This window comes from Hoeflea sp. CAU 1731 (assembly GCF_039888615.1).
Lineage (GTDB): Bacteria > Pseudomonadota > Alphaproteobacteria > Rhizobiales > Rhizobiaceae > Flavimaribacter.
The window spans coordinates 19860-37094 of record NZ_JBDQQS010000022.1 but is presented as its reverse complement, the minus strand read 5'-3'; the positions used below and the strand labels follow the sequence as shown (position 1 = coordinate 37094).

Annotated in this window: 4 protein-coding genes; 3 read left to right on the top strand and 1 reads right to left on the bottom strand. The window is 61.1% G+C overall.

The annotated features are described in order from the left end of the window. Positions 1-27: 27 nt before the first annotated feature. Positions 28-753 carry a ribonuclease activity regulator RraA gene (locus AAFN47_RS24840; RefSeq protein WP_499811964.1) on the bottom strand — a complete coding sequence of 242 codons (726 nt, stop codon included), beginning with the start codon at positions 751-753 and terminating at the stop codon, positions 28-30. 745 nt (positions 754-1498) lie between these two features. Here AAFN47_RS24840 and AAFN47_RS24835 point away from each other — a divergent pair. The 3 genes from AAFN47_RS24835 to AAFN47_RS24825 are packed head-to-tail and all read left to right on the top strand — an operon-like array spanning position 1499 to position 17017. Then, complete coding sequence (locus AAFN47_RS24835; RefSeq protein WP_499811963.1) at positions 1499-3193, top strand: PfaD family polyunsaturated fatty acid/polyketide biosynthesis protein; 1695 nt, start codon at positions 1499-1501, stop codon at positions 3191-3193. 37 nt (positions 3194-3230) lie between these two features. Beyond that, on the top strand, positions 3231-9431 hold the full coding sequence (locus tag AAFN47_RS24830; RefSeq protein WP_499811962.1) for an SDR family NAD(P)-dependent oxidoreductase: 6201 nt from the start codon (positions 3231-3233) through the stop codon (positions 9429-9431). 23 nt (positions 9432-9454) lie between these two features. Further along, positions 9455-17017 (top strand): beta-ketoacyl synthase N-terminal-like domain-containing protein, encoded by a 7563-nt coding sequence (locus AAFN47_RS24825; protein WP_499811961.1) that lies wholly within the window; start codon positions 9455-9457, stop codon positions 17015-17017. Positions 17018-17235 lie beyond the last annotated feature (218 nt).

The following is a 17235-nucleotide window of genomic DNA, read 5'->3' as shown; positions in this document are numbered from 1 at the left end:
AGTGGGTCAGCTTGCGGCGCGAAGCGGCTAATGCCCGCCTTCTTTCCATTTCTCGTAGCGCGCGCGGGTTTCGTCATTCATAGGATAGAGCCCCGGCAGTTTTTCTCCGCGCTCGACTTCCGTCACGATCCAGCCTTCCAGACGCTCCTGTTCGGGCGCTTCCTTGAGAATGTCGCCGAGAAAGGCTTTCGGGATCAACACGGCGCCGTCCCGGTCGGCCACCACGATGTCGCCGGGAATCACGCACACCCCGCCGCAGCCGACTGTCTCTTCCCAGCCGACGAAAGTCAGACCGGCGACCGAGGGCGGCGCGGCGGCGCCCCGGCACCAGACGGGAAGTCCGGTTCCCAGAACGCCTTCCAGATCGCGGACAACGCCGTCGGTCACCATGCCGGCTGCTTGTCGTTTGACCATGCGGGCGCACAGAATGTCTCCGAACACGCCGGCGTCGGAAATCCCCATTGCGTCAATGACCGCGAAGGCGCCCTCGGGCATCGCCTCGATCGCCGCCCGCGTCGAGATCGGACTGCCCCAGCTCGCCGGTGTCGCCAGGTCCTCGCGGGCCGGAACGAAGCGAAAGGTGAAAGCGGGTCCCACCACGCGTTCCTGGTCGGGTCGCAATGGCATTGCGCCGCGCATCCATACATTGCGCAACCCCTTCTTCAAAAGGATCGTCGTCAGGGTGGCGGTCGTGACCTTTTTCAGGATTTCGATCGCACCGGCGTCGAGCGTCGGTGTTTCGGGTTCAGACATGGCCGGATTTCCTCTTTGCATTATGCGAGAGCTTTAACCGAGATCGGACCAAGAGAGAATGGTTATCGTGGGTCGGATGAAAGGACTGGGGCGTCATGCAGCCTGACGAAATACCCGGTATCAATTTTTACGGGTAAGGCGTCAATGTGTCGATCGTAGAGAATTGGCGTTTATGGAGTGATCCCGGGTTCCTGTTTCCGGATTACAGCGCCAGGCTGTTCGTTCGCCAGCCGCGTGATTTTCGATCGCATGCGCATCTCTCCGTCCCGGCCAGAGGCCAAGTCGTAGACCATGAGATATATCCATTTGGTTCTTACGGCATTAAGTGCGCTGGGTGGCCCAGTCAAAAAACTGAGATATCCAACCTCCTGCTTTCATTGGGAAATTACCCAGCCCTTTTACGGGCAATTCATCGATGCAGGCGCGTTGATATGCTCTCGTGAATATGCGCGCCGATCAAAGGCCAGTCACTGAATAGGTATGATCGGGTAGGGGGAGGTGACAAATTTATGGTTGATTGAGTTGACTCGATACACTTAATAAGTTAAATTATAAAATTTTATGCAAATTTCAAGGATTAATAAACAACTAAGAATCGCATTTATAGTGCTTGTTAAAACAGGAATTAACATGTACATTATATATGAAGACGGTGAATATAATAGATTAATAATCCATATATTGTATATTTATGGAGTTTAGATACTTGTGCGCCCAGGTAATATAACTGGAGGCTGAGACGCATTTGAATAAGAACTTTGATAAAGCGCAGGGCGGGCGCTACAAAGACGCCGATCAACTGGAGTTGGATGTAAAAGACGGTCTTGGGATCAAGGCGCTGTTGCACCCAAAAATTGCAGACATTGTTAACTTTCGGAAGCCTGTCGGGGTTTTCAAGACGTCTCATGGCAGATTTGCGGTCGGTCTGGAGGATAATGAAGTCTATGCCGAAGCTGTAGAAGCCTCCGCCAAAGCCTTGCATGAGCCGTCCGCAATGGACGCCAACGCTTCACTGATTGCCGTTTTGCCGACGCAATATCCGGAGTGGCTTGGGGGTCGATACTTCACCACGGCCCACAATTGTCGTTTTCCCTATGTCGTCGGAGCGATGGCGCGCGGGATTACGACTGCGCGGATGGTCGTAGCCGCCAGCAAGCACGGATTGTTGGGGTTTTTTGGCGCAGCCGGCTTGCGGCCGCCCGTAATCGCAGAAGCCCTCGATGAAATCAAAGCCGGCGTCGACGCTGGCGCGCCCTGGGGATCAAACCTCATCCACGCGCCGGACCGCCCCGAACGTGAGCGCGAGGTCGTCGATCTGTATCTCGACCACGGGGTTTCCAGGGTCTCGGCGTCGGCTTTCATGAAGCTTTCTCCAGAAATCGTGCGTTACGCAGCCAATGGCCTGACGCTGAATCCGAATGGCGAGATCGAGAGAAGCAATCATGTCTTTGCAAAGGTCTCGCGGCCGGAGGTGGCCGCCCAGTTCATGGCGCCGCCGCCGACCGATATTCTTCGTGAACTGGCGGCGGCCGGTCGCATCACCGAACTCCAGGCAGAACTTCAAAGCCGGTTGCCGGTGGCCGAAGACATATCCGTCGAAGCCGACTCTGGTGGACATACCGACAATCGTCCACTTCAGGCTCTTTTCCCAGCCATTGCCGCCTTGAGGAACAGCCTTGTCGAGAAACACGCATTCGATCGACCCGTTCGCCTTGGCGCAGGCGGCGGTCTTGGAACGCCGGAGGCTGTGGCAAGCGCGTTCCAGATGGGGGCTGACTACGTCCTGACAGGATCGGTAAACCAGGCCTGCGTCGAATCCGGACTTTCTGAATCGGGAAAGCAGCTTCTTGCTGACTGCGATCTCGCCGACGTCATGATGGCGCCGGCCGCCGACATGTTCGAAAGAGGCGTGAAGGTCCAGGTGCTGAAGAAAGGATCCATGTTTCCCGTCAAGGCGCAGCGACTTTATGAAATCTACCGCCGCTACGACGCATTCGGCGATTTGCCTGAAAAAGATCAGCAATGGCTCGAACGTCAGATTTTCCTGGAGAGTTTTTCCCAGGCCTGGGCCCGCACACGCGCGCATTACGCCGACTCCAATCCGGCTCTTGCCGAGATGGCGGATACGAATCCGAAACAACAATTGGCGCTGGTGTTCCGCCGCTACCTGTTCATGGGGGCGCAGTGGGCGCGTGAAGGAAATGAAGACCGACGCATCGACTATCAGATCTGGTGCGGGCCGGCGATGGGATCCTTCAACGACTGGGTCCGGGGCTCTTTCCTGGAGCCAATGGAAAACCGGACCGTCGGTCAGGTGGCGCTCAACCTGCTGGAAGGCGCATGCGTGGTCACCAGAATGCACCAGCTAAGGGCGGCGGGCGTCGAAATGCCCTCTGCATTGTTAACGTTCTCACCACGACGGCTGACGCTCATTCGATAAGGCCGGACAAAAAGTTAGTTCAACAGGAGTAATCAAAATGTCCAGCGAGAAAACGAGACTGCACACACCGATTGCAATTGTTGGGCTTGGCTCCATGTTCCCGGGCCGCGGCACGGACATAGGCTACTGGCGCGATATTCTCGAGGCGCGCGACGTTACGTCCGACGTGCCGGAAACCCATTGGCGCGTTGAGGATTACTACGATCCGGATCCCAAAACGCCGGACATGACCTACTCGAAGCGCGGCGCTTTCATTCCATCGTTTGCATTTGATCCAATTGAGTTTGGCACTGCGCCTGCGGTGGTGCAGACGACTGACACGGTGCAACTCATCGCGCTCTACGTCGCCAAACGGGTGTTGGCTGAGGCTACGCGAACTTCTTTCGACAAGTTCGACACCGACCGGACCAGCGTCATTCTCGGCGTCGCCGCAGGGACTGAACTCATCGGAGACATGGCCAGCAGACTGAACCGCCCGATATGGCTGAAAGCCATGAAGGAAGCCGGCATATCGGAAGACGAGGCTGGTCGGATCGCAGAGAACATTTCGAGCCACTACGGGGAGTGGAATGAAAGCACATTCCCCGGACTTCTCGGCAATGTGGTCGCCGGGCGCATCGCCAATCGTCTGAACCTGAACGGCACGAACATGACCGCCGACGCTGCATGCGCCAGCTCGTTGGCCGCCGTCAAATACGCGATGCAGGAACTTTGGCTCGGTGATTCCGATCTGGTTCTGACGGGCGGCTCCGACGCACTCAACAACATATTCATGTATATGTGTTTTTCGAAGACTCCGGCGATGTCGCCGACCGGCTATTGCCGGCCATTCTCGGACGACGCCGATGGAACGCTGATGGGCGAGGGCTGTGGCATTCTGGCGCTGCGCCGGCTTGAGGACGCGGAACGCGACGGCAATACGATCTACGGCGTCATCAGCGGCATTGGATCATCGTCGGATGGCTCGGGAACCGCCGTCTATGCGCCGCGCGCCGGCGGGCAGGCTCTGGCTTTGAAACGCGCCTACGAAATGGCGGGGTACTCCCCGAGGACTGTCGAGCTCATCGAAGCGCACGGCACCGGCACGCGCGCCGGGGACGCAGCGGAATTTAACGGGCTGTCAGAAACCTTCAACGCCGCAGCGGATGGCTCCAAAGCCTGGTGCGCGCTCGGATCGGTGAAATCCCAGATCGGACACACCAAGTCTGCGGCCGGCGCCGCTGGACTTATCAAGGCCGTCCTGGCGCTGCATCACAAGGTTCTGCCGCCGACAGTCAACATCAACAAGCCTAATCCCAAGCTCGCAATAGAGGACTCGCCCTTCTATCTCAACACGAAAGCCTTGCCGTGGTTCAAGGCGGAAGGGGAGCCGCCGCGTCGGGCGTCCGTGAGTTCCTTTGGCTTCGGCGGTTCGAATTTCCATGTCGCTCTCGAAGAATACACGGGCGCGGGACAACGCCCCGCCAAATACCGGACTTCGCCTGCCGAACTTTTCCTGTTCTCCGCCTCGTCTGCGGAAAGTTTGCGCGAAAGCATCGAAGGGCGCGTCGCATCCATAGCCGCCGACGCCGACCTGCCGCATCATTCTCAGGAAACGTTGCACGCCTTCAAGGCAGCGGACCAGTTCCGACTTTCCATCGTCGCGTCCTCTCTCGATGAGCTGAAACAGACGGTCGGCGCTGTTTTGCCAATTGTCGAAAAAGCCAAGCCCTTTTCCACGCCTGACGTAACTTTCGAAACCGGCCCGACCCAACCCGGCCAAATCGGCTTCGTCTTCTCGGGGCAAGGCAGTCAGTATCTCGGCATGGGCGGCGACCTCGCCATGCAGTTCGACTGTGCCCGTGAAGCATGGGAACACACCGACGCGGCGACGCCTGAAGGTCTCGAACTGCCATCGAAGGTGGTTTTCTGCCCCGAACCCTTCGACGACGCAAAACGCGCAGACCAGCTCAAGCGACTGACGGCGACCCAAAACGCCCAACCGGCCATTGCGGCCATGGCGTTGTCACACATGTCGGTGCTTGCCGGTCTCGGAATCCTGCCAGCGGTCGTCACCGGTCACAGTTTCGGTGAACTCATGGCGCTTCATTCCGCCGGTGTCTTCAATGAAGCTTCGGTCGTCAAGATCGCGCACGGCCGTGGAGGAGCAATGGCCCAGGTCGCAAGCGGCGCCGACGCTGGCATGCTTGCGGTCATGGCGGGCAAGGAAACCGTTGAACCGGTTCTTTCGGCGGCCAATGGAGAGGTGGTCATTGCGAATGACAACAGTCCCGGGCAAGTGATCCTGTCAGGAACAAAAGCTGCTTTAGCGGTAGTCGCCGAGCGGCTGGTGGCGATGAAGCTGCAAGTCAGGGAGTTGCCGGTATCGACGGCGTTTCATTCGCCGATCGTCGCGGCCGCGGCGCGGATCGTCCATTCCGTCATTGCCGGTCAAGGCGTGCATGAACCTTCCATTCCCGTCTATGCGAACACAACGGCGTCGCCTTACCCCAGCAACGTGGAGTCAATCATTGAAATCGTGGCCGAACAGATCGCGAAACCGGTCCGGTTTCGCGAAACGATCGAGCACATGCATGCGGACGGCGTGAGGACATTCATCGAAGTCGGCCCGAAATCCGTCCTTACCAAGTTGATTGGCCAGATCCTGGCCGACAAACCGCATGTCAGCGTGGCGCTCGACGATGGGCGCGAAAACGGAATGAAGGCTTTGATGCGCGCCGTCGGCAGACTGTGTGTGTCGGGATTGCCGGTCCAGACCGACTTCCTCTTCAAGGAGGCGCCGGCGCCGGCGCCGCTGCCCGTTCCGAAGAAACACGCCCTTTATCTGAATGGCGCGAACTACCGGAAACCCTATCCGCCGAAAGTTGAGAAGCGGGAGGCAGAAGCGCCCGTACGGAAGGAAAGCGCAGTGCTGGAAGTGACTGGAACGACTGAAACGGTGCAAACGACTGCAGGTCAATCTGCGGTTCTACCTGTGGCGCAGCCACTAGCGGCGCCGACGCCTCCCGCTGCGCCTGTTCCTGTCGCAGCGACGCCTGCTCCCGTAGCTCCGGCGCCCGCGCCCGTTGCCGCGTCTCCGGCTGCGGTCGCCAATGACGTCAGCGCCATCGTGCGCGACATTGTCTCGGAGAAGACTGGTTATCCCGCTGAAATGCTCGACCTCGACATGGATCTGGAAGGCGAACTCGGCATCGATTCCATCAAGCAGGTCGAGGTCCTTTCGACCCTGCGCGAGCGCATGCCCGACATGCTGGAAATCGAGCCTTCGCGTCTGTCCGAACTGCGAACCCTCAACCAGATCGCCGCTGCAATCGGAGGCGCTGTGACCGCGCCAGCACAGGTCGCCTCCGTGGCGCCAGCGCCCGCCGCAGAGATCGTTGCGCAGCAAATCGAAGCGCCAGCGCCTGTCGCAGCCGCGCCTGCGTCCGTCGTCGGTGATGTCAGCGCCATCGTTCGCGACATTGTCTCCGAGAAGACTGGTTATCCTGCTGAAATGCTTGACCTTGACATGGATCTCGAAGGCGAACTCGGCATCGACTCCATCAAGCAGGTCGAGGTCCTTTCGACCCTGCGCGAGCGCATGCCCGACATGCCGGAAATCGAGCCTTCGCGTCTGTCCGAACTGCGAACCCTCAACCAGATCGCCGCAGCAATCGGCTCTGCCGCGCCGGCGCCAGTGGAGGTCGCCCCCATAGCGACAGCGCCCGCCGCAGAGGTTGCGCAGCAAGTCGAAGCGCCAGCGCCTGTCGCAGCCGCGCCTGCGTCCGTCGTCGGTGATGTCAGCGCCATCGTTCGCGACATCGTCTCCGAGAAGACCGGATACCCTGCCGAAATGCTCGATCTCGACATGGATCTCGAAGGCGAACTTGGCATCGACTCCATCAAGCAGGTCGAGGTCCTCTCGACCCTGCGCGAGCGCATGCCCGACATGCCGGAAATCGAGCCTTCGCGTCTGTCCGAACTGCGAACCCTCAACCAGATTGCTGCTGCAATCGGCTCTGCCGCGCCGGCGCCAGTGGAGGTCGCCCCTGTTGCGCCGGCGCCCGCCGCAGAGGTCGCGCCGCAAGTTGAAGCGCCCGTGCCTGTCGCCGCCATGCCCGTCGTCGGTGATATCAGCGCCATCGTTCGCGACATCGTCTCCGAGAAGACCGGCTATCCTGCCGAAATGCTCGATCTCGACATGGATCTGGAAGGCGAACTGGGCATCGACTCCATCAAGCAGGTCGAGGTCCTCTCGACCCTGCGCGAGCGCATGCCCGACATGCCGGAAATCGAGCCTTCGCGTCTGTCCGAACTGCGAACCCTCAACCAGATCGCTGCTGCAATCGGCTCTGCCGCGCCGGCGCCAGTGGAGGTCGCCCCCATAGCGACAGCGCCCGCCGCAGAGGTTGCGCCGCAAGTCGAAGCGCCCGTGCCTGTCGCCGCCATGCCTGTCGTCGGTGATATCAGCGCCATCGTTCGCGACATCGTTTCCGAGAAGACGGGCTATCCCGCTGAAATGCTCGACCTCGATATGGATCTCGAAGGCGAACTCGGCATCGACTCCATCAAGCAGGTCGAGGTTCTCTCGACCCTGCGCGAGCGCATGCCCGACATGCCTGAAATTGAGCCCTCGCGTCTGTCCGAACTGCGAACGCTCAACCAGATCGCAGCCGCAATTGGCTCTGCCGCGCCGCTTGGCGTATCGGTGAGCGATGCAAAAGAAGCGACGAAAGTCACGCTGGGGCAGTCGGATTATTCAGGGTCCGGTCTTTACCGGCAACGCGTCGAACTGGAGCACAAACAGGCCAGCCGGCAAAAAAGTCGATGGCTTGGACCCGACAAGCGGATTGCTCTCACAAACTGCGAGCCACGGGTAGCCGATGCTCTGGCGGCCGGGCTGCGCAAGAATGGGTTGGACGTTTCGATCATCCATCCGGACGAAGCGGATAAATTCGACACCCTTATCGTTACAAGCGGCCTGTCGGAGAACCTGTCGAAAGAGGATGTGCATCTAGCAGCCTTGCGCGCCGCTTCGAAAATTGCGCCGGAGTTCTCGACGAAAGGCGGCGCATTCATCACGCTCCAGGACACCGGAGGCGATTTCGGACGAACGATGAAGGACGTCTACCGCGCAAGCAAGGGCGGCTTGACAGGCCTGGTCAAGACGGCGCGTCACGAATGGCCGAATGCGTCCTGCAAGGCGATCGACATCGAGCGGCGTCATGATGAGGACGGCAATCTTCATCCCGATACGGTTCAGAAGCTGATCGAGGAAATCCTGCAAGGCGGGGAGGACGTCGAGGTTGGACTGACATCCGACGGTCGCCGCCTCGTTCCGGTATGCGTCCTCGAACCCGCGACGGACGAGGTTTCGCAGCATCAGATGCTCGATGAAGGCTCGGTCGTCATCGTGTCGGGCGGCGGTCGCGGCATTACGGCGCAAACCGTCATCGAACTCGCCAAAAAGAAGCGTCTGAAGTTCGCGCTGCTCGGGCGTTCCCCGCTCGTTGATACGCCGGCGGGCATTTCGCCGACCGCCACAGAGGAACAGATCCGCGGAGACTTGTCGCGGATGGCAGCCGCAGAGGGAAGGAAGGTTTCGCTGAAATCCATTTCCAGCCAGGCTGCCCGGATCATCGCGAGCCGGGAAATCCGGAGCAATCTCGCGATCCTCCGAAATGCGGGCTCCGAGGCCGAATACTACCCTGTCGATGTAGCCGACATGCCGGCCGTGATGCATGTCTGCTCCGTTGTCCGCAGCAAGTGGGGACCGATCAGCGGCATCATTCACGGCGCCGGCCAGTTGGCCGACAAGCTGATCAAGGACAAGACCGAGGAGCAGTTCAAAAAGGTCTTTACCGTAAAGGTCAGAGGCATTCACGCCCTGCTCGCCGGTTGTTCGATGGACCCATTGAAATTCGTTGCCCTTTTCAGCTCCATTGCAGGCCGGTTCGGCAATCCCGGACAAGCGGACTATGCAATGGCCAACGAAGCGCTCAACAGAACTGCCTGGGCCATACGCAATTCGCGGCCTGACTGTTTCGTCGTCGCAATCAATTGGGGGCCTTGGGACGGTGGCATGGTCAGTGATGGCATTCGCGCGGCGTTTGAAGAGCGCGGCATCCAGATCATACCGGAGCATGTCGGCACGGAAGCCTTCGTTCGCGAGGCTCTCGACAGTCCCGACGGGCATCCGGAAGTCGTCTTCGCCGGTCTTTCTGAAGACATGTCGGCAAAGCTGACCGAAGCGGCCTGAAACCGGGGGCGAGGGGAATTCGGATGTCCTTTGTTCCAATCGCGCTGGTCGGACAGGGGTGCATCCTCCCCGGCGCCTCTTCACCGGATGCGCTGTGGGAGGCCGTGGAGCAAGGACGCGACCTGACGACCCCTGCGCCGAAAACCGCGTGGCCTGTTGAACCCGACAAGATCATCGGGCCGGATGGCGAGGCCTTTCGGAGCGGATCGCGCCAGGTCCCGCAGCGGGGCGGCTTTATCACCGGCTTCGACGAGATGTTCGACACGTCCGGGTTCCGCATCCCGCAGGATGAGGTCGCCACTCTCGACCGCTCAGTCAAATGGCTTTTCGACGCTGCGCGACAGGCCATGCGCCAGGCGCGCATCGATGATCTGGCCGGTCGGCGGTCAGCCGTCGTTCTCGGCAACAATTCCTACCCCTCCGCCAGCCTCGTCGAAATCGCCCAACGGGTCTATCTGGAAGAGCCGTTGGGTTTGGCGTCGCGCGTGCCAGGCGATACGCCGGAAGGACGCCGATACTGGGCGAACCGGTATTCTTCAGGTCGTCCGGCGCATCTGCTTGCCCGCGCGATCGGCGCAGACGGTCCGGCTTTCTGCCTCGACGCAGCCTGCGCCTCATCGCTCTACGCCATCAAGATCGCCTGCGATTATCTGCAGAACGGCTCGGCTGATATTGCGATCGCCGGCGCCATTTCGGGAACCGACAATATTTTCCTCCACCTCGGCTTTTCCGAGATCAAGGCGCTCAGCAAGACCGGCAAAAGCTCTCCCTTCAGTCGCCAGGCGGACGGATTATTGCCAGCGGAAGGCGCGGCGGCGCTCGTGCTCAAGCGACTTGACGACGCCATTGCCGACAGGGACGACATTCTCGGCGTGATCCGCGGCGTCGGTCTGTCCAATGACGGACGGCGCGGCGGATTGCTCGCGCCCGATCGCGACGGACAGATTTCGGCGATCAAACGGGCCTACGAGATGGCCGACATTGCGCCGTCGACGATATCGATGCTCGAGTGCCATGCGACCGGCACGCCGACCGGAGACAGGATTGAGCTGACGAGCGCCCAGGCCGTGTTCGGTGGATCCGGGGACCTGCCGGTCGGATCGCTGAAGTCGAATCTGGGTCATCTGATCACGGCGGCTGGCGCCGGCGCCCTGATCAAGGTCACGCAGGCCATGCGGCGCGGCAAGCGTCCGGCGACCATCCATGCCGAGGATCCGATAGACGAGTTCCAGGGTTCCTTCCTGCGGCTTTTGAAATCGACGGAAGATTGGCCCGAAGGCGACGGCCGCCGCGCCGGGATCAGCAATTTCGGTTTTGGCGGAAACAACGCCCATCTCATCCTCGAAGAATACAGGCCCGATAGGCCCGTCTATTCCGTCGTCCCGCCGGTTTCCGACGACCCGGTCGTCATCTGCGGCGTCGGCGTCATCGCCGGAGGCGTGAACGACCTGGATGACCTTTCGGCTGTGCTTGGCGGCCGCGATGTCTCAGCTGCAAACTCTGTCGACAGTACGGAAACGGTCTTGAAAGGCCTGAAATTTCCACCAAACGACCTCAAGAACAGTCTGGCCCAGCAGACGGCCATCCTTGCCGCCAGTCGCAATGCGATGGAAGGCGTCGGGGAGGCGGCCGCAGAGCGTTGCGGAGCGCTGATCGGCATGTCGTGCGACATCGACGCAGCCCGACCGGGTCTGCGCTATCGCCTAGGAGCGGTTCTGGAGCGCGCCGGCGTGCAGCCGACCCCGGATCAGGAAAAGGAACTGGTTGACGCGATCGGCGGCTTGACCGGCCAGAATTACGTGATGGGCAGCATGCCCAACCTGCCGGCCAACCGGATCAACGTCCAGTTCGACTGGCGTGGCCTCGGTTATACAGTCGCCAGCGAGGAACTGTCCGGCGCATGCGCCCTGGAGATTGCGAGCCGGGCGCTCAAGTCCGGCGAACTCGACCTTGTTCTGGCGGGCGCCGCCGACTTCTCCCGCTCGACGGTGGACGACCTCGCGGCGGAGGCCGTGTTGCCGGCGTCGAAGCGGCAATCCGGCGACGCTGCGGTCGTCTTCGTTCTCAAACGGCGCAGCGACGCGGAGAAAGCTGGCGATCCCATTCTGGCGGAGCTGGATGTCGCATCTGCGCGACGGGCTCAGGACGAGCAAAAGCCTGCTTCTGGCGACGGACATCCGTTTGGTCACGCCCACGCAGTCGACTCCATTCTTGACATGGCCTGTCTTCTGGCGAAGGCCACGTCCCGCGCCGAAATTGCGGATCAAAAGCCCGGGATATCGGTGCAGACCCATCCGCAGTCTATCTCGAACCAGTCCTTCACGGGACAATCGCAGACGGTGACGCTCTCCAATATCGGCGCAGCCGCCGGTTTCGGCCTGGAACCAGATGCACCGCATATGTTCTTCGCGGCCGCAGATGATCTCGATGGGCTGAAGGCGGCGTTGGCAAGCCGTGCGCAGTCTGTCGACGGTAAAGTGCGGATTTCCATCGTCGCGCCAGGTCGGGAGGAGCTTGAGCGAAAGATTGCGGTCGTGATCGGCCTGATCGAGCAGGGACGCCCTGTCGTCGGACCGGGCGTTGCTTTCGGTGACAGCGCCGTCGAAGGCGAAATCGCATTCGTCTATCCTGGATCGGCCGCCGCCTATGTCGGAATGGGAGAAGCCTCAGGCGTGGCGTTTCCCGAAATCATTTCAGCGCTGGAGGCGACCCACGCCCCCGGTCTGGACCGCGCTACAAAGTATCGAAACAGACCGGTCACGGCTGCCGATTATCTCTTCGAAGCCGCGGCGACGACGCTGGTGGCGACGCTCAATACGCGTATCCTGCGCGACCATCTCGGCGTGATCCCGAATGCTGCGCTTGGCGTTTCCATCGGCGAGGGCAACATGCTTGTCGCCAACGATGTTTGGAAAGCGCCGGAAACCATTATGGACGACCTCGAAGCCGAGGATTTCTACGAGCAGTTGGCGATCAACCACCAGATGATCGCAAAGGAGTGGGACCTTCCTGCCGGAGAGCCCGTTCAATGGGAGAACTACGAGATCTTCGCGCCGGTGAGTTCGGTCGAGGCGGCGGTCGAAGACTTGCCGCGCTGCTGGGTCACGATCGTCGTGTCCCCGAACCAGTGCATGATTGGCGGAAGCGCAGAAGACTGCGCGCAGGCCCTGAAGCGGTTGCCTGACGCCAATGTCGTGCGCTCGGACACGAATCTCGCCTTCCATGGTCATTTCGCACACGACATCGGCGACTTCTACCTGCGCGCCCACACGCGTCCAGTGACCGAAAATTCCGCCATGCGCTTCTATTTCAACGCGCGCCACGACGTCGTTGAGCAGGACAGCGACGCGTTCGCGCGGTGCTTCCGCGACCAGGGCGTCAACCCGATCGACTTCCGCCCGACAGTTCTCAAGGCCTGGGACGACGGCGTCCGCGTATTTGTCGATATCGGGCCGCGCAGCGGAATGAAGGCAGCGATCAAGGCGACGCTCGGCGACAAGCCGCATCGGGTGGTCGGAATGGACAGCCGGAACCGCGACAGCTTGTTGCAACTGACCGAAGCCGCCGGCATGCTTTTCGCCGCCGGCCTTCCGGTCGACCTGAGCAGCCTGTCGGCGCGCCTTGCGCGCCTGAGAGGCGAAAGAACTGCCCGGCAAGACGGCGAAGCCGACGACAGAAAGCTGTCGATCAGCACACATTTGCCGCCCGTGGAAACCGAAGTGATTGGCCAGTATCGAAAAAGGGACAGCGACATGAGCCGTATACCGGAAAAGACAGCGCAGTATATGCAGTTCATGCCGCTTCCGCCCTATCTTGCGCCGCCGGTCGGTTTGCAGATGACATTCCCTGTTCCACAGCAAACACCGCCAGTGGCCGACAGGCCGGCGGCGTCGGAAAAGACCAGCGCGCCTGAGGCGGCTGCGGCAGGGGCGCCGAAACCACCGAAACCGGTAAGCGCTTCGGCCAATACATCCGGCTTCGACGCGGCGCCGGGCTGCGTGACGCCAATCGAGATCCTCCCTCCGGAAGGGCCTGCTTTCGATCGCCAACGGCTTGAAATCCTGGCCGGCGGCAAGATATCCAATGCCTTCGGCCCGCTGTTTGCGCAGCAGGACGGGTACAGGCGCCAATGCCGTATGCCGCAACCGCCGCTTCTGCTTGCCGACCGCGTCCTCGGCATGGCGGGCGAATCGGGGTCCATGGGCACGGGCGTATGCTGGACGGAAACGGATATTACGAGAGACGCCTGGTATCTCCACCACGGATACATGCCCACCGGTCTTCTGATCGAATCCGGACAGGCCGACCTCCTGCTGATTTCCTGGCTTGGCGCCGATTTCCTCAACCGCGACGAACGCGTGTACCGGCTGCTCGGCTGTGAAATCACCTTCCATGACGGACCGCTCCCGACGGTCGACGACACCGTACGTTTCCAGATTCACATCGACAGTCACGCCAAGCTTGGCGATACGCGGCTGTTTTTCTTCCGCTACGACGCGCGCATCGGCGACCGTCTGGTCAGTTCCGTGCGCAGCGGCCAGGCCGGCTTTTTCTCCGATGAGGAACTCGCAAATTCCGCTGGCGTCCTCTGGTCGCCGGAGAAAGACGCGCCTGTTCAGAACGCGAAGCTCGATCCCGCGCCATGCCCGAGCGCCAAGAGCAGCTTCTCGCACGATGACGTGCGCGCCTTTGCGGCCGGCAACGCATTCGCCTGTTTCGGCGCCGGTTTCGAACTCGCGGCCGCCCATCAGCGCACGCCCGGCATACCCTCCGGGTGGATGCAGCTGATCGATCACGTCAGCGCGTTCGATCCCGCCGGAGGCCCCTGGGGGCGCGGCTACATCAAGGCGGAATACGAAGCGCCTACCGACGCCTGGTTCTATGACGGCCACTTCAAGAATGATCCGTGCATGCCAGGAACGCTGATGGCGGAAGCCGCGACCCAGACGCTGGCGTTCTACATGGCGGCCCTCGGCTTCACGCAAAAGCGCGACGGCTGGATATTCCGTCCGGTCACCGAAGAAGCCTTCAAGTTCGTATGCCGCGGGCAGGTCATTCCCGACAAGCCCCACGCCATCACCTACGAAATCTTCGTCGAAGACATCTTCGACGGGGACGAACCCACCATCTACGCCGCGCTTCTTGCGTCCTGCGACGGCCACAAGGTGTTCCTGTGCCGCCGTTTCGGGATGAAGCTGGCGCGCGACTGGCCGCTCTATCACCGCGAAGCCGCGCATGACGCCGCATCCGACCCGCGCGTCGTATCGCCGACCGGCGACGTGCCCGGCGACCACCGGGCCCTGCTCGCCTGCGCCTGGGGCAGACCCTCCGACGCCTTCGGTTCGATGTATGAGCGCTTCGACTACGAGAGCAGCGTGCCGCGCCTGCCTGGACCGCCCTATCACTGTGTCTCCCGGATCGTCTCCGCCGATTGCGAGCCGGGCAAGCCGACGCCCGGCGGCAAGGTCGTCGCCGAATTCGACGTAAAGCCGGACGCCTGGTACTTCGCAGACGGCGGCAATGGCGTGATGCCGTTTTCGGTTTTGTCCGAAGTTCTGTTGCAGCCCTGCGGGTGGCTTGCCTCCTACATGGGCTTTGCGCTCGCCGGCGATCTGAAATTCCGCAATCTCGACGGATCGGACGTCCTCCTGGAGCGCGAGGTGCGGCCTGACGCCGGCGTGCTCACCATCGAGGCGACCTTCACCAAGAGCGTCGTCGCCGGACCGATGACGATCGTCTTCTACGAGGTCGTCTGCCGCTCGGCCGAGGGCGTGATCCTCAGCCTCAAGACCGATTTCGGATTTTTCCCCGCCGATGCGCTCGCGAGCCAGAAGGGCCTTCCGGTAACGGACGTAATGCGCGCCGCCCTTGCGGAGCCCAGTCCTGTCGACGTGGCGTCGATCGCCGAAGACAGGGTCTCCGCCGGACGCCCCGTCGGCAAGCTCGCCATGGTCGACGCCGTGACGGGTTTCTGGCCCGGGGGCGGCAAGGCGGGGCTCGGACGCGTCACCGGCCGCCAGCGGATCGATCCCTCGAGCTGGTACTTCAAGGCGCATTTCTACGAGGATCCGGTTCAGCCCGGTTCGCTCGGTCTGGAAGCACTGTTCAGCCTGTTCAAGGCCGCTGTCAATCTCAAGGGTCTGACCGTCGACTTTCTGTCGCCGCGGTTCGAGGCGCCGGCGGCCGGTTCAACGCTCGGCTGGAAATATCGGGGCCAGGTTGTTCCGACGAACAAGGAGGTGATCACCGAAATAGACATCGTCTCCGTCGAGCAGGAAGGCGATACGGTTCTTGTCACCGCAAACGGCAGCCTGTGGGCCGATGGTTTGAGAATTTACGAGGTTTCGGGTTACGCCCTTCGAATTTGTGAGGCCAAGCCCGGCGCCGAGCGCGCAAGCCCCGAGCCTGAAGGCGCGGCGCATCACGCCCCTGCCGTCGATCTGTCAGGCTGGACGGTCGATCTGCGGGAAAAGCCCTGGTTGAAGGATCACTGCCCCACCTATTGCCTTCCCGTGTATCCGATGCTTGCGATCGCCGGCGACCTGTTGAATGCAAAGCGATCAGAGCCTCTGACAGCGCTCGAAGATCTGGAACTGAGCGGCTGGTTGCGTCTCGATCAGGGTCCGGTCTTGCTGACGTCGAAGACGTTCCCAATGCCGGACGGACGGATCAGCCGGCAACTCTTCCGCCGGGACGGAGAGCGGGAGCGTCGCATTGGACGGGTTTGCGAACCGACCGTCGCTTTGCACGACCCGGCCCCTGCGCCGTGGACGGATGTGGCGATTGACGGCGAGGGGATCGATCCCTACGCCTCCGGCGAACTGTTTCATTTCGAGGCGTTTCAGGTTGCGCGGGATTTAGCGCGCGCCAAAACGGAATCCCGTTTCTGGATCGATGCTGGCGATGCGCTCAAACGCGCGGACGGCGACCCGGCGATACTGCTGGACGGCATTGCCCATGGCTTTCCCCACCTGCAGCCGGCGCTCTGGTTCGGCGAGGCGGCAAGGGACATGGCGGCTTTCCCCTATCGTATCGAAAAGCTGCAGCTTTACGGTCCGCTGCCGGCAGAAGGCCGCATCGACGTCTTCACGCGAGCTGCGGGAATGCCGACGCCCCGCACGATCAAGATGGAGATCCAGGCGCAGATGGACGGCGTCGTCATCCTGGAGCTGACAATGATCGAGGTGCTCCTGCCCATCGGTCATTACGGCAAGCTCGATCCGACCGTCAGGCGCGCCTTTGCGGAAGACAACAAGTTCGTCGAAAGCTGGTCGGTCGCCGATATCAGCAACGACGGCGCGATCGTGGACCGCGAACTGGTCAACCTGACGAACTGGCTGCCGGGCACGCTGGAAGCGTTATACGGACTTCCCGTCGATGGCTCCATATCCCCGGAAGAACTCTGTGAATCGATCGCCGTAAAGGACTATTACGCAAACCGCTTCCGCCTGCATCCGTCAGAGGTTCGCATCGACGGCGATCGCATCATGGTTGGCGCCGACCGGACGTTTCCGGCGTCGGAGTTCGAGGGGCGCTGGTCGGATGACGGTCACTACGAGATCAGGCACGGGGAGGTCGTCGGTTAACCGGTGAGGGTTCAATCGCTACAGCGTCGCCTGACGTATGGCTCCCGCGAAATCGCCCCTGTCGCTTCATCCTTACGCTTGTGCGGACCGTGTCGCAGTGACCTCGCATTGACGGCAGATGCAAATAGTGTTGAGCGCATACTTCAATTTTAAGATGTTTATTTTTATAAAATTCAATTAATGGTATGTATTAATTGAGCACAATGATACGATCTTCC

Excerpts from the sequence above, each read along its gene's own strand:
- AAFN47_RS24840 (WP_499811964.1), bottom strand. The coding sequence starts at position 753 with ATGTCTGAACCCGAAACACCGACGCTCGACGCCGGTGCGATCGAAATC.
- AAFN47_RS24830 (WP_499811962.1), top strand. The coding sequence starts at position 3,231 with ATGTCCAGCGAGAAAACGAGACTGCACACACCGATTGCAATTGTTGGG.
- AAFN47_RS24825 (WP_499811961.1), top strand. The coding sequence starts at position 9,455 with ATGTCCTTTGTTCCAATCGCGCTGGTCGGACAGGGGTGCATCCTCCCC.